The 12,195-nt window shown below is 34.7% G+C and carries 19 protein-coding genes; 14 read left to right on the forward strand and 5 right to left on the reverse strand.

What is annotated here, in order from left to right; translation table 11 throughout:
* Positions 1–22: 22 nt before the first annotated feature.
* From ACFO3O_RS16355 to ACFO3O_RS16415, 13 genes are all read left to right on the forward strand, one after another.
* Positions 23–1,837 (forward strand): ATP-binding protein, encoded by a 1,815-nt coding sequence (locus ACFO3O_RS16355; protein ID WP_379980745.1) that lies wholly within the window; start codon positions 23–25, stop codon positions 1,835–1,837.
* A gap of 13 nt (positions 1,838–1,850) precedes the next feature.
* Positions 1,851–2,522, forward strand: coding sequence for a DNA-binding response regulator (locus ACFO3O_RS16360; protein ID WP_379980747.1), 672 nt, complete (start codon positions 1,851–1,853; stop codon positions 2,520–2,522).
* 217 nt (positions 2,523–2,739) lie between these two features.
* Positions 2,740–2,910, forward strand: a complete 171-nt coding sequence (locus ACFO3O_RS16365; protein WP_379980749.1) for a YjzC family protein — start codon at positions 2,740–2,742, stop codon at positions 2,908–2,910.
* A 48-nt stretch (positions 2,911–2,958) separates the two neighbouring features.
* Positions 2,959–3,189, forward strand: coding sequence for a DUF4177 domain-containing protein (locus ACFO3O_RS16370; RefSeq protein ID WP_379980751.1), 231 nt, complete (start codon positions 2,959–2,961; stop codon positions 3,187–3,189).
* Positions 3,189–3,512 carry a membrane protein insertion efficiency factor YidD gene (yidD, locus tag ACFO3O_RS16375; RefSeq protein WP_379980753.1) on the forward strand — a complete coding sequence of 108 codons (324 nt, stop codon included), beginning with the start codon at positions 3,189–3,191 and terminating at the stop codon, positions 3,510–3,512. Before ACFO3O_RS16370 ends, yidD begins: the two co-directional genes overlap by 1 nt.
* Positions 3,478–3,615: a hypothetical protein gene (locus ACFO3O_RS16380; protein ID WP_379980755.1), complete on the forward strand. Its 138-nt coding sequence runs from the start codon at positions 3,478–3,480 to the stop codon at positions 3,613–3,615. Before yidD ends, ACFO3O_RS16380 begins: the two co-directional genes overlap by 35 nt.
* Positions 3,616–3,620: 5 nt before the next feature.
* Positions 3,621–4,007 (forward strand): DUF6804 family protein, encoded by a 387-nt coding sequence (locus tag ACFO3O_RS16385; protein WP_379980757.1) that lies wholly within the window; start codon positions 3,621–3,623, stop codon positions 4,005–4,007.
* A gap of 6 nt (positions 4,008–4,013) precedes the next feature.
* Positions 4,014–4,424, forward strand: a complete 411-nt coding sequence (locus tag ACFO3O_RS16390) for a tellurite resistance TerB family protein (RefSeq protein ID WP_379980759.1) — start codon at positions 4,014–4,016, stop codon at positions 4,422–4,424.
* Between the two features lie 4 nt (positions 4,425–4,428).
* The gene (locus ACFO3O_RS16395; RefSeq protein ID WP_379980761.1) at positions 4,429–5,724 is read left to right on the forward strand and encodes a beta-carotene 15,15'-monooxygenase; all 1,296 of its coding nucleotides are present in this window, start codon (positions 4,429–4,431) and stop codon (positions 5,722–5,724) included.
* Positions 5,725–5,726: 2 nt separating this feature from the next.
* Entirely contained in the window at positions 5,727–6,665 is a 939-nt protein-coding gene (locus tag ACFO3O_RS16400; protein ID WP_379980763.1) for a hypothetical protein, read from the forward strand.
* Complete coding sequence (locus tag ACFO3O_RS16405) at positions 6,655–7,014, forward strand: DUF4236 domain-containing protein (protein ID WP_379980765.1); 360 nt, start codon at positions 6,655–6,657, stop codon at positions 7,012–7,014. The genes ACFO3O_RS16400 and ACFO3O_RS16405 overlap by 11 nt, the downstream gene beginning before the upstream one ends.
* Positions 7,015–7,019: 5 nt before the next feature.
* Positions 7,020–7,235, forward strand: coding sequence for a hypothetical protein (locus ACFO3O_RS16410; protein ID WP_379980767.1), 216 nt, complete (start codon positions 7,020–7,022; stop codon positions 7,233–7,235).
* A 31-nt stretch (positions 7,236–7,266) separates the two neighbouring features.
* Positions 7,267–7,965, forward strand: a complete 699-nt coding sequence (locus ACFO3O_RS16415; RefSeq protein WP_379980769.1) for a DUF6503 family protein — start codon at positions 7,267–7,269, stop codon at positions 7,963–7,965.
* Between the two features lie 51 nt (positions 7,966–8,016).
* Here ACFO3O_RS16415 and ACFO3O_RS16420 read toward each other — a convergent pair whose 3' ends face one another.
* The 5 genes from ACFO3O_RS16420 to ACFO3O_RS16440 all read right to left on the reverse strand — a co-directional run bounded on the left by ACFO3O_RS16420 (position 8,017) and on the right by ACFO3O_RS16440 (position 11,343).
* Positions 8,017–8,577 (reverse strand): hypothetical protein, encoded by a 561-nt coding sequence (locus ACFO3O_RS16420; protein WP_379980771.1) that lies wholly within the window; start codon positions 8,575–8,577, stop codon positions 8,017–8,019.
* A 137-nt stretch (positions 8,578–8,714) separates the two neighbouring features.
* A complete protein-coding gene (gene rpmA, locus ACFO3O_RS16425; RefSeq protein WP_379980773.1) occupies positions 8,715–8,975 on the reverse strand; it encodes a 50S ribosomal protein L27 in 261 nt (86 codons plus the stop codon).
* 61 nt (positions 8,976–9,036) lie between these two features.
* Complete coding sequence (gene rplU, locus ACFO3O_RS16430) at positions 9,037–9,717, reverse strand: 50S ribosomal protein L21 (RefSeq protein ID WP_379980775.1); 681 nt, start codon at positions 9,715–9,717, stop codon at positions 9,037–9,039.
* A 187-nt stretch (positions 9,718–9,904) separates the two neighbouring features.
* The gene (locus ACFO3O_RS16435) at positions 9,905–10,564 is read right to left on the reverse strand and encodes a DUF2461 domain-containing protein (RefSeq protein WP_379980777.1); all 660 of its coding nucleotides are present in this window, start codon (positions 10,562–10,564) and stop codon (positions 9,905–9,907) included.
* Positions 10,565–10,572: 8 nt separating this feature from the next.
* The gene (locus ACFO3O_RS16440) at positions 10,573–11,343 is read right to left on the reverse strand and encodes an XRE family transcriptional regulator (protein WP_379980779.1); all 771 of its coding nucleotides are present in this window, start codon (positions 11,341–11,343) and stop codon (positions 10,573–10,575) included.
* A gap of 253 nt (positions 11,344–11,596) precedes the next feature.
* Here ACFO3O_RS16440 and ACFO3O_RS16445 point away from each other — a divergent pair, with 253 nt between their 5' ends.
* Entirely contained in the window at positions 11,597–12,004 is a 408-nt protein-coding gene (locus ACFO3O_RS16445) for a hypothetical protein (RefSeq protein WP_379980781.1), read from the forward strand.
* The last annotated feature ends 191 nt before the right edge of the window (positions 12,005–12,195 follow it).

The following is a 12,195-nucleotide window of genomic DNA, read 5'->3' on the forward strand; positions in this document are numbered from 1 at the left end:
GTTCCTCTTTTTTATGTTATCTATGAGTTCAGTTTTTGCTCAAAAAAATGAACATCATAGATATGATGATTCCATATCCGCATTAAATAAAGAAATCAAAGAACTAATTGAAATTCAGGATTATGAGGAGGCAATTAGCGCCCTTGAAAAAATTCTCGTATTCTATGAAAGAGCTAACGATAGTATTGGTGTAGCTAAGTCTAATTATAAATTAGGTTTTTACAATAAGAAATTAGATAATTATGAATTAGCCTTTAAGTTTTACAACGATTCATTTAAAATTTATTCTAGTTTAAAGGATAGTATCCAAGCTGGTAGGCGATTAATGGAAATGTCTAACATTCAAAGAACTCTAGGGGATTACATAGGATCTGAAAATATAGCTATTGATGCATTAAAATACCTAGAAGGAACAACTGATTATAAAAATATAGCAGGTACTTACCACTCCATAGCAATTAGTAAAAAAGAACGAGAAGATTTGAATGGTGCTGAAGAATGGAACAAAAAGACGTTGAACCTGTTAAAAGACACCATAATTAAAAAGAAAATAGGGAAGTCTAATATTATTACGTTTTTAAATACAAAAGCAAATATTCAGGTTAAAAAGCAAAACTATACAGAAGCACTACAACAATATTCAGCTTTAGTAAAAGACACAATTATCAAAAATAATAATTTACAGATAGCTAGAATAAAAGATAATTTAGGTTTTGCTAAATGGTTAAATGACTCTTTAGATTCTGAGTCTATTTTGTTAATGAAAGAAGCACTTATTCTAAGGCAAAGAATGGATAACGTTCAGGGACTTATTGCTGGTAATGTGCATTTAGCAAAATATTATAGTTCCTCTGATATTACAAAGGCCATTGAGTATGCAAATGCAGCTCTAGAAAACTCAAAAAAATTAAAAAATCCCATATCCAAAATAGAAGCACTAGAGTTATTAAGGAGTCTTAAAAGTAGATTGAACCAGCGTGTAGATGAAGAATTTGATTTATATGTTAGTTCAACGAATCAATTAAAGGCCTTGCAAAATAAAAATAGAAATATTTATGAGGTTACTAAGTATGATTTTGATAAAAAAGAAAAAGAAAACCTAAAGCTTGCTAGTGATAATGCTCAAAAAGATTTACAAATATCAAAATCTCAAAACCAGAATCTACTATTAGGTTTTGGAATCTTATTAGTATCACTTATAAGTATTATAGTCTACTATATTCAAAAACAAAAAGCGAGACAAAAACTAAAACTTAGCCAACTCAAAGAACGCTATCAAACCGAAACTCGGCTCTCTAAAAAAGTGCATGATGAGGTAGGGAATGATATTTTCTATTTGATGACACAATTAGAAAATGACCCATCCTTATTAGAAAAAAACGGATTAAAACTCCTCGACGGATTACAGAATATCTATTCAAAAGCACGAGATATCTCAAGAGAATATACAGATATTGATACGGGAGATGCATTTCCTGAAGAATTACTATCACTATTGAATTCCTTTGGAAATAAAGAAATCAAAATCATCACAAAACAATTGGAACCCACATTTTGGACACCGATAGATGCAGACTTAAAATCAGAAGTTTTTAGAATCGTACAAGAGTTGCTGACCAATATGAAAAAACACAGTGAAGCAAGTGTTGCTGCGGTTACTTTCAAGAAAGAAGCGCGTAAGCTTATGATACAGTACTCTGACAACGGAGTTGGAGTTGGTGATGAGAAACTAACCTTGAAGAGTGTGGAAAACCGCATACAGGTCTTAAAGGGAGTGCTTACTTTAGATGCGCAACCTGATGAAGGACTTCAAGTGAGTATCATCATCCCCATATAATCAAAAACCAGTAATGTATACCAAAATACTAATAGCCGAAGATCACGACAGCGATAAAAACAGCATGGTGACGAGTCTCAAAGAGCTAGGGATCCTAACCGTTGATCAAGTACAGTTTTGCGATGATGCCCTCTTGCGCATCCGAAAAGGAATTCACGAACAACAACCTTATGAACTTTTAATCACCGACCTTTCTTTTACGCCTGCTTTTGGAAAAAATAAAATAGTGACAGGTCAAGATCTGATCCGTAACATTCGGTTATTGCAGCCTACGATCAAAGTCATTGTCTTCTCATCCAATGACAAACATTTTGTGATTAAGTCTCTGTTAGAAATGTTTCAAATTGACGGCTATGTTTGTAAAGGATTGCAGGGTCTAAAAGAGTTGAGTACTGCCGTCACTACTATTTTTACAGGCACCTCTTATTATTGCCCTGTTGCCAAAGGCGCCTTAGAGCAACGTAACGTGTTGGAAATTGGCGACTATGAGCTGATGGTATTGCGATTATTGGCAGACGGCAAAAAGCAAAAAGACATCTCAGCCTACCTAAAAGAACAAAATATCCTACCCGATAGTGTTCGCTCTATAGAAGACCGTATTAGTAAGTTAAAAGACCATTTTAACGCCACTACACTGCCGCAATTAATATACATCGCCAATAAGCTAGGGATGATTCAGGAGTAGATTTTTCTTTCCTCTAAATGTATGTTTCAGTAGTGATTCACTTTTGTAAAAGTATAGAGGTGTAGATCTATGTGCGCTTTCGCGAAAGCGTATACAGATCGTTTACCTATTTTATCTTTCTTTTTCAGTGTATTATGAAAGCACCGTGGAAAACCACAAGAGGTTCATTGATAATGGGCTTAAGTTTGGGGTATTAGTAATCTTAAAAAATAGAAACATGGCAAAAACACCATTAGGCACAACTAGAACTACGGGACAAAAATGTCCTGAATCAGGAGTTTGGGAGGCTCAAAGTAGTCCTTCAACAAAGATTCCATTAAGTGAGGGAGAAACGTTTCCACCGTATAATAACAAGTCGGTTACATGGAAATTAATCTCTTATGCTTAAAAATGTAAAGGGAGGTATATTCTCCCTTTTTAACTTAAAAATCATCACATGGAATATAAAGTGATCCCTTTCGTAGCATCAATTGACAGAAATAAAAACCCATCGAAGCAAGTCGCAGAGCAACTTGAAAGTTTAATTGAGAATTATGCTAATCAAGGTTGGAAATATATAAGATTAGAAAGTGTAACGAGTCAAGTGAAACCTGACGGTGGTTGTTTTGGTTTTGGACAAAGTCTTGGATATACAACGACTAGGCAGATTGTTGTTTTTGAAAAATAATGAAATATATCTTTTTAGTAATTATAAGGTTGTATTGGCTTCTTATTCCTGTATCTAAACGAAGAGTGTGTATTTTCAAGAAAAGTTGTTCTAGATATGTTTATGACATTACATTGGAGGAGGGATTTAAATCAGGTTTTCAGGCTTTCTGTTTTAGATATAAAAATTGTAGAAACAATTATGAGCTTTTCAAAAACCCAATGAATGGAGAAATTCAGATGATACTTGCAGATAACAGCGTAGTAGTAGAAAATGAGATTTCAAACAAATTAATTAAATACAAATATAATGGCAAAGAAAACAGTACCCGTAAAACCACATAGAAGGTCTACACCTTCTCCTACTCCAAGACCTAATCCTAGTAAACCTAAGCCAGGTCCAAAAACAGTACCTGTAAAACCACATAAACGAACACCACCTAAGTAAAAATCATGAAGATAAAAGTTGTTTCAAATAGACATATAGTATCTACAATCTGTGCATTACTACTATTCATAGCGGTATTTCACCTTCCTGCAGGATATTATCGATTCTTGAGAGTGGTAGTTTTTATAGGGGCACTTTTAGTAGTCTATAGGAATAGGAAAGATTGGCTTTTTTGGACCATACTCTTTGCATGTATAGTTATTTTATTTAACCCAATACTCCCTATATATCTGTATAAAAGAAGCATCTGGATGCCACTAGATATTATTGTAGGGATTTTATTCTTAATAGAAGGATTTTTAAAAAAAGAAAAGCAGGAAGAAGATGAAATTGAAGAAGAAAGAGAGTCTAAACAAGAGGAAAAAACATTCGGTAGAGACCGAATTTTATAATTTAAAATGATGGAAGAAATTATAATATCAACAGAGTTAAAAAGTCATTTTTTAGGATTATATCAAATAGCCCTTTCTGACGGGGAGTTTAGTGCTTTAGAGGTGAAAATGCTCTATGAATTTGCAAAAGAGCGAGGAGTGTCTAAAGAGTATTTGGATAAAATACTACTCCATGAAACAAATACCGTTGTACTAATTCCCGATGATGTGGCTAAAAAGATTGAGTACTTGTGTGATTTTTCAACCATGATTTGGGCAGACGGCATCGTAACTGATGATGAACGAAATATCCTTGAAAAGTATATTAAAAGCTTTGGTTTTTTAGATGAAAATATAGCACCATTAGCGACATACCTTCTTGATGCCACAAAAGAAGGAAAAACAAAACAAGAGATTTTTAACGAATTAAATAGCTAGTGAAATGGGGTTGAAAAATTTAATACAATTAAAGCCGAAAGAAGTCATTCTTGAAGTGGATGAAGATGAAGTATCTGAAGAGTCCAGAAAGCGAACATATCATGAAACTGGGTTTAGAGATAGTTCTCGGAATATGGGTCACGCACAAACACTGTCCGTTTGTTTAGCAGCAATTTATGCAAAGTTTGAAAATGAGGAAAAAGAACTAAAACATAAACAAGAAGAACTTAAAAGCCCATATAGTGAGGAGCAATTGGGAAAGGAATCAGAAATTAAAGGTTTTCAAGTAGCGATTGATAATGCAAATGAAGTCATTAAACAAAAGGAGGAGAGAAATGAAAAGATTAAGGAGAGTATTAAAGAACTGAGGTTTGAGATTACAGACCTTCCTCATAACCCTACAGCATATGGTGTGGATGCAAAAAAAGGAGCATCTTCAAAGTTTTGGATCGGACTTATTGTATTGATACCACTTACGGTATACTTATTTATGTTCTATGCTTCCGTAGTGTATTCTGCCATGGAAAAAGAGTTTACCTATGATGATCAGCGTTGGTATGTGCCAGATGCTATTTTAAAAGGTTGGGAAGATGGTTTTCAAGCGTTTACAACGATAGTGTTTGCGCCTTTTATTTTTATAGGCCTTGGGTATCTTATCCATATGTTTTATCAAAAGAAGAAAATAACATCCTATATAAAGCTTTCAGGGATTGTTCTTCTCACATTATTATTTGATATACTCTTAGCTTTTTTTGTAGAAAAAAAGTTGTGGGAACTTAATGTGACTGACGAGAATGCTAGATATGGTTTTAATGAAGCCATACAGAGTCAAGAGTTCTGGTTGATCATCTTTTTAGGGTTTATAGCTTACCTCATATGGGGGTTCATTTTTGATTTTGTCATGGAAGAGCATAAAGAAAAAGATAAAATAAAAAATGCTATCAGAAAACGTCAAGAACAAATAGTAATTCATAAAGAGCAAATTAAAGAGATTGTTACTGATGTAGATGAACAGAAAGATTTGATAAGGACTATTAAGGAACAAATAGCCAAAGTAAAAGGTAGAATTGAAGAGTTGCAACGAATTATAGATGGGACTATTATACCCACTAAAGAATACAATCTCTATGCATCAGAATACATGCAGGGATGGCTCACTTTTATGAACGAGAAAATGACAATTGCTCAAAACGAGAGATCACGTAGAATAGATGATTGTTTTGAAATCTACAATATGCATATTAATAAAATGGGAGTCAGAGATGATTATCAAAATACGGTATTTAGCAAAACACTTTAGCGATGAACAAACTTCTTATAATATTAGGGATAGGATTTCTTTTGATTACATGTAAAGGAGATGTAAATGAAGAAGTTGCACAAAAACAAGAGAGTCAAAGAGATCATAGAAGCATATCTAGTGATTGCCCAGACTTCTTACAAAAAAGAAAACAGGACAATTTAAATATTTCAATTCTTTTGGATTTATCTAATAGAATTGAATTATCTAATCAACAAGCTAAAGATTCGGCATATATTTCTTCATTAGCCAAAGTTTTTAATACTCATATAAAAAACAAAAAACTAGGCTTGTTATATGATAAAATGCAAGTATTCTTTGATCCAATCCCCTTAGATCAGAGAATTAATAAAAATGCTGAATTACTAAAAGTTTCATATGTAAAAGGAGTTTCAAAAGATATATTGATGCCTGAGACCCTTAAGTTGTATGATAGTATCCCTAGTCAAATCTATGATTTGGTCAGAAAAGGATCGAAGAAAAATGGATATCCAGGCTCAGATATTTGGCGTTTTTTCAAAGATCACGTGAAAGATTATGTTGTAGAAAATTGCCGTCGTAATGTATTGGTCATACTCACAGATGGATATATGTATTATGATAAGACAGTGATGAAAGATAAAAATAGAACGTCTTTCTTAACTCCTCAGAGCTTACGGAAATTACAACTTAATAACTCAAGTTGGAAAGAAGATTTAGAGAAAAGGAACCTTGGGTTTATTCCAGCAACAAGCAACCTAGAAGATTTAGAAGTTTTAGTAATAGGAATAACAGACCAAAATAATGAAAACCCATATACACCAGATATCATCAAAACCTATTGGAGTAGATGGTTTGATGAAATGGGAATAAAAAAGTACAAAATCAAAAATTCAGATATCCCAACAAATATAGAAACGGTGATAGCTGATTTTATCTTAAATAAAAGGTATGGCATTTAGATTCAATAAGCGAATTAAACTAAGCAAAGGCTTAGGTATTAATCTTAGTAAGTCTGGGATAAGTACAAGTTATAGAACAAAAAGTGGATCTGTGAACTCAAAAGGATTCTCGATACGAACAGGCATTCCAGGGTTGACCTATAGAAAACGGTTTAAAAATAGTGGATGCGCATTGAGTGTATTATTGATATGCATGTCAATTATGTTGTGTGTTTCTTGTTCGATAGATTCCAATTGTAAGTGTTCAGATTTTTCTTCTCAATCGGAAGCACAATCTGCATTTAATAATGGATGTGACGAGCTTGACAGAGATAATGATGGTATTGCTTGTGAAAATTTACCAAACTGATTTTTATGAAAATACTTTTTACAATAAGTTTTCTTGGTCTACTGTTTTTGGAGTTTCATTTTTCTGAAACGCAAGTTTACCTCTGCAATAGTTCAGGAGCCAAAAAATATCATTACAAGAAAAATTGTAGAGGTCTTAGTAACTGTAAAAAAGAGATCAAGAAAGTTTCTTTAGAAACAGCTCAAGAGCGTGGACGCACATTATGCGGATGGGAAGATTAATTGTATATTTCATGTGACAATACACAACCTCATGAAAACACTTATCACGCTATTAGTAATCTCATTTACGTTAACCTTAACAGCACAAACCCTAACCGCCAATCAACTGCTAGAAAAAACAATCGCCTATCATGATCCGCAAGGCAATTGGGAGACCTTTGCAGGAGATTTTACTGTTTTACTAGAAACACCGGGAGGAAAAGAACGTAAAACAACCATTACGCTTAATTTACCAGAAGAGTATTTTAACGCATCTACGCTACAAGATGGAAAAAGTAGCTTTCGCGAAATACGAAACACCAACTGCCGCTTTTCAAATGAAGATACAACTACAACTGAAACTACAATTTCAGACGAAGCCTGCGAGCGTACAGTTATGTTTAAAAATTATTACACGTATCTCTACGGACTCCCAATGAAGCTAAAAGATCCAGGCACTCTCATAGATCCCATCGTACAGAAGAAAACATTTAAAGGCAAAGAATACGTAGTTTTGAAAGTTACGTATGAAGAAGCTGTGGGATCAGATATTTGGCAATTTTACTTTGACCCTGCCACCTACGCTATGGAAGTCTACCAGTTTTTTAAAGGACCTGACGAAACTACAGGAGAATATATCCTCCTCACTGATGAAGTCGAAATACAAGGCATCAAAATGCCCAAAGATCGCGCGTGGTATTACAATAAAGATAATGGCTATTTAGGGACTGATAAATTACTGCAAGAGTAAGTTTTTCCTAAGCTGTCTAATTAGAATGTGTAAGAACATTCTAACTGAATCTTATTTATCTGTATTTGCGGGATTTTGAAGCCAAATACTGTTGTAATTTGTTGTGCTTATGTATTCCTTATGTATTGATTTAGCATAGGCTAACATCTTTTTTTGATGCTCACTATTTGGTGATAAAGCATCATTAAATTCTGAATCGGTAATAACAAGAACGATATACCAAGTACCTCCCCGCACAATTGGAGGTTCGTTAAGCTCAATAGACACATTGTTTTTACGCATGACTTCGTTGGCAAGTGCTGGAAGTAAATTAACAATACGTGATTTTTTTTCTGTCTCGTAAAAAGAGATATAATAATTTGTGTTGTCTATTTGAATAGGGACGTTATCTTCAGAGTCACCAGCTTGATTAGGCGGGAATTTAGCATTTAAGTAGTAGTAGAATTCATTAGCATCTTTAGGGTCTGTAAATATATATGCATACTGTTTAGGAAGTTTTCGTTTGAATTTTTGAGCCTCTATGAGCTTTCCTTTTTCTAAATTAGGCGGAATACTTAGGGGGAAACAAGAACTTAAGAAGAGAATCATCAAAAGGTAGGATACATGTTTCATAGGGTTTGTAGTTTGTTTGGATGAAAATGTCAAAAACTGTGCCTACTCCCAACCATTTTAAGTAAAATAAAAATTAAGCTACAAAAAAGCCCTTTCTATTAAGAAAGGGCTTTGATTTTGTAAGGAAAAAAGAAGGCTTATGCCTCAAATGGTACGACTGAAACGTACGATTTGTTATCTTTCTTTTTAGTGAATTTTACAACACCATCTACTTTTGCGTGAAGTGTGTGATCTTTTCCACCGTATACATTCTCACCTGGGTGATGTGTATTTCCTCTTTGACGTATGATAATGTTCCCTGCAATTGCAGCTTGGCCACCAAAAATCTTAACACCTAAGCGTTTTGATTGTGATTCACGACCGTTTTTAGAACTACCAACTCCTTTTTTATGAGCCATCTTGTTTCGGTTTTTTATCCTGATATAGATCAGGATTCATTATACTTATAGTGTGTATTGCTTACGCTTTACCACCGTCTAATTCGTCTTGCCATTTTTTAAGCTCATCCCACTTACCATCGGCAGCTAGTTGTGCTTGTGCAGGCCATGTATCTGTTACGTGATTTCCACGAACATCAGCTATGATTTCAGAAATTTTAGCAGCATCGGTTTTTGCTAACTCAGCAAACGTTGCAATTCCAGCGTCTGTTAATGTTTGAGCGATTTTTGGTCCGATACCTTCTATTTTCTTAAGATCATCACCTTTTGCAGCTGCTTTTTTAGCAGGTGCTTTTTTAGCTTCAGCCTTAGGAGCTTCTTCTTTTACAGCAGCGGCCACTTTAGGTTCTGCTTTTTTAGCTTCTTTCTTAGGAGCTGCTTTTTTAGCTCCAGAAGCAGTGATGTTTTCGATTACGATTTCAGTAAGCGACTGGCGGTGTCCGTTTTTAACACGGTATCCTTTACGTCTTTTCTTCTTGAAAACGATTACTTTGTCACCTTTAAGGTGCTTAATGACTTTTGCTCCTACTTGAGCTCCGTCTATAGCCGGGGCGCCGATCGTTACTTTGTCACCGTCACCAATTAAAAGAACATTGTCAAAAGACACTTGCTCTCCTTCATCAGTTGCTAGGCGGTGTACAAAGACTTTCTGGTCTTTTGCAACTTTAAATTGCTGCCCTGCTATCTCTACAATTGCGTACATAGCGATTAATTAATGATTAAAAATTAACTCAATCTTTCGATTTAAGCGGGTGCAAATATACCACTAATCTATTAATTTACAATAACTGTAAATATTTTTTTACCGCTTTCGCCAAAGATTCATCAGAAACTGCTCCTTTGGTGCATGCTGTCTTCTATTTTCGAGGTATTTCACCTCTTTTTAAAGCTTAAGATTCTACACTAACCGCTTCTCGTAAATAACGCCTAAAAGGGAGCATCTCTATATAGACTTCCGTACAGTATTCCTGATAGTTGGGGTCTAGTATCTGCTTTCGCGAAAGCGATACCTCCACAGCAAATGTTTTGCGTCTCAATAAATCTATGTGTGGATGTTCTTTTGAAAAACCTTTAGGTGCTGTTTTTAAGGGATCATCGAGATAGAGACCGCCAAACATTTTTTTAAAAGACGGTTTTTCTAGAATAGCGACTAGTTCTTCTCCATTATAATCAATGGCATCTCGGATACTACGTAATACTGATTTTTCAGGGCGCCAAAAACCACCCGCTAGTAAGCATTGCTTAAGACCAACTTCAATGTAAAAATCACCTTGTTTGGTTAGTTGATCAAGACCAGCTCCAAAATGATCTTTGTAAATAGGTTTGTGAGGCGCAAACATCAAATTATTATTAATCCGATTGATTCCTTTTTTTCCAGGGGTGTCAAAATAATCAGGATCTACTGCCGCAAGTTTGTTATTGAGTTCATCTAGCCAACTCACAAAAAAAACACGCGCCGCTTGGTATTCTTTGCGATGGAGATCCATCCACTCTTTGGAGTTATTTTGTTGTAAGCGTTCTAAAAAATCAAATAATTCAGGAAACCCCATTTAGTGTTTTAGGTATTTAATTTTTTGATTTGACTTTTTAATTCTTGCATAGAGGCTTGTAACTCTCTTAATAAGGTGTGTTCAGATCCTATATCTATATTAAAGGTAAGTTTACTATTGACTTGCCAGATTTCTTGAATATCACTGACAAATACTTCATAAGGAACATATTCTTCATTGAGCGAAACGAGCAATACTTTTGAGGAATCTGGGAGTTTTTGTAATTTTTTGACCACCACAGCATCTTGCATCACTACAACATACACTTTATTGTCACTAGCATAATCAAGACTTTCTACGCCTTTGGCAAGAACCCAGTCGTCTGGTCTAAAATTAGGAAGCATACTATCTCCTTCCACTTGAAAACCACGATAGGTGGCATTGCGGTACTGAGGTAACGGAAGGTCAAATGCAGGGAGTTTTTGATACCACTCGACATCCTGAATATTATTTGGATACCCAGCGGCTGCTTTTTGATTGACCAACACCATGTTTTCCTGATCTTCTTTATCTACAATCACCACTTTCGGACTGATATCTCCACGATGCGTATTCAAATGTTTTTGATTGCTGTATCCAAATAACCACAACGGATTGACATTAAATAAGCGTAATAACTCCGTGACAACCCGTCCAGAAAGTTTGGTCCGACCTCGTTCTATATCTGCCGTAGAATGTTTAATGCCTAGTTGCTCTGCAAATTCAGATTGCGTAAAATCGTGATCTTCACGAATTTCTTTAAAACGACGAATTTCTGAAGGTAGTTCATTTGTTCCCATTTGGTGAATATAAGAAATTTAGGAAATATTCCTATTATGTCTAGTGGGAATATTTCCATCTTATCTACATCTATTGTGATCCATGTGAGGTATTTTATGCGTATATAAGAAGAAATATAAAACAAAATATGTTTTTCAGAGGGGTATTTGTGTATTTCATCGGTAAAATCAAAACATTTATCCTGATTAATTATTTAATTAGGAATTACTTGTTAATTTTGCGCATTAACTAATCGTCAAAATATAAAACGACATGAAACGAATTATTTTAAGTATTGCAGCTGTAGCATTGGTTTTTAACATTACTTCTTGTAGAGAGGTAAAAGAAAATGCAGAAGAAGCAGGAAATGCTGTTGAAAATGCTGCAAACGCTGCAGGTGAAGCTGCTGGAGAGGCTGCTAATGCCGCAGGTGAAGCTGTAAACGATGCAACAAATGCTGCTGGAGAAGCGATTGATGACGCAACAAACGCAGCTGGAGAAGCTGTTGAGGGTGTAAAAGAAGCTGCTGGAGATGCTATGGATAAGGCTGGTGAGGCTGTAAATGATGCAAAAAATGCTGCTGGTGAAGCTGTTGACGGTGTAAAAGACGCTGCCAAAGATGCTGAAAAAGCAATCAAAAACACTAAAATAAAAGTTGAAACAACTACTGATGATAATTAGTAATTAGTAGTGGATCAAAACAAACCTAAAAGCCCAGCATTGCTGGGCTTTTTTTATAAAACATGGCATAATGGTCATAAATAGTTGGTAAAAACTCTCTGAGCCTTATATTTTACTGATGATTTGAGAAGTTATATGAAACACGTTTCATATAACTTTTTCTTTGTCCTTAAAATGGCAAAAAAAAAGCG

This window comes from Dokdonia ponticola, assembly GCF_042653865.1.
Lineage (GTDB): Bacteria > Bacteroidota > Bacteroidia > Flavobacteriales > Flavobacteriaceae > Dokdonia > Dokdonia ponticola.

Excerpts from the sequence above, each read along its gene's own strand:
- ACFO3O_RS16405 (WP_379980765.1), top strand. The coding sequence starts at position 6,655 with ATGGCATTTAGATTCAATAAGCGAATTAAACTAAGCAAAGGCTTAGGT.
- ACFO3O_RS16365 (WP_379980749.1), top strand. The coding sequence starts at position 2,740 with ATGGCAAAAACACCATTAGGCACAACTAGAACTACGGGACAAAAATGT.
- ACFO3O_RS16435 (WP_379980777.1), bottom strand. The coding sequence starts at position 10,564 with ATGGGGTTTCCTGAATTATTTGATTTTTTAGAACGCTTACAACAAAAT.
- ACFO3O_RS16385 (WP_379980757.1), top strand. The coding sequence starts at position 3,621 with ATGAAGATAAAAGTTGTTTCAAATAGACATATAGTATCTACAATCTGT.
- ACFO3O_RS16355 (WP_379980745.1), top strand. The coding sequence starts at position 23 with ATGAGTTCAGTTTTTGCTCAAAAAAATGAACATCATAGATATGATGAT.
- ACFO3O_RS16370 (WP_379980751.1), top strand. The coding sequence starts at position 2,959 with ATGGAATATAAAGTGATCCCTTTCGTAGCATCAATTGACAGAAATAAA.
- ACFO3O_RS16395 (WP_379980761.1), top strand. The coding sequence starts at position 4,429 with ATGGGGTTGAAAAATTTAATACAATTAAAGCCGAAAGAAGTCATTCTT.
- rplU (WP_379980775.1), bottom strand. The coding sequence starts at position 9,717 with ATGTACGCAATTGTAGAGATAGCAGGGCAGCAATTTAAAGTTGCAAAA.
- ACFO3O_RS16390 (WP_379980759.1), top strand. The coding sequence starts at position 4,014 with ATGATGGAAGAAATTATAATATCAACAGAGTTAAAAAGTCATTTTTTA.
- ACFO3O_RS16400 (WP_379980763.1), top strand. The coding sequence starts at position 5,727 with ATGAACAAACTTCTTATAATATTAGGGATAGGATTTCTTTTGATTACA.
- rpmA (WP_379980773.1), bottom strand. The coding sequence starts at position 8,975 with ATGGCTCATAAAAAAGGAGTTGGTAGTTCTAAAAACGGTCGTGAATCA.
- ACFO3O_RS16415 (WP_379980769.1), top strand. The coding sequence starts at position 7,267 with ATGAAAACACTTATCACGCTATTAGTAATCTCATTTACGTTAACCTTA.
- yidD (WP_379980753.1), top strand. The coding sequence starts at position 3,189 with ATGAAATATATCTTTTTAGTAATTATAAGGTTGTATTGGCTTCTTATT.
- ACFO3O_RS16410 (WP_379980767.1), top strand. The coding sequence starts at position 7,020 with ATGAAAATACTTTTTACAATAAGTTTTCTTGGTCTACTGTTTTTGGAG.
- ACFO3O_RS16380 (WP_379980755.1), top strand. The coding sequence starts at position 3,478 with ATGGCAAAGAAAACAGTACCCGTAAAACCACATAGAAGGTCTACACCT.
- ACFO3O_RS16420 (WP_379980771.1), bottom strand. The coding sequence starts at position 8,577 with ATGAAACATGTATCCTACCTTTTGATGATTCTCTTCTTAAGTTCTTGT.
- ACFO3O_RS16445 (WP_379980781.1), top strand. The coding sequence starts at position 11,597 with ATGAAACGAATTATTTTAAGTATTGCAGCTGTAGCATTGGTTTTTAAC.
- ACFO3O_RS16360 (WP_379980747.1), top strand. The coding sequence starts at position 1,851 with ATGTATACCAAAATACTAATAGCCGAAGATCACGACAGCGATAAAAAC.
- ACFO3O_RS16440 (WP_379980779.1), bottom strand. The coding sequence starts at position 11,343 with ATGGGAACAAATGAACTACCTTCAGAAATTCGTCGTTTTAAAGAAATT.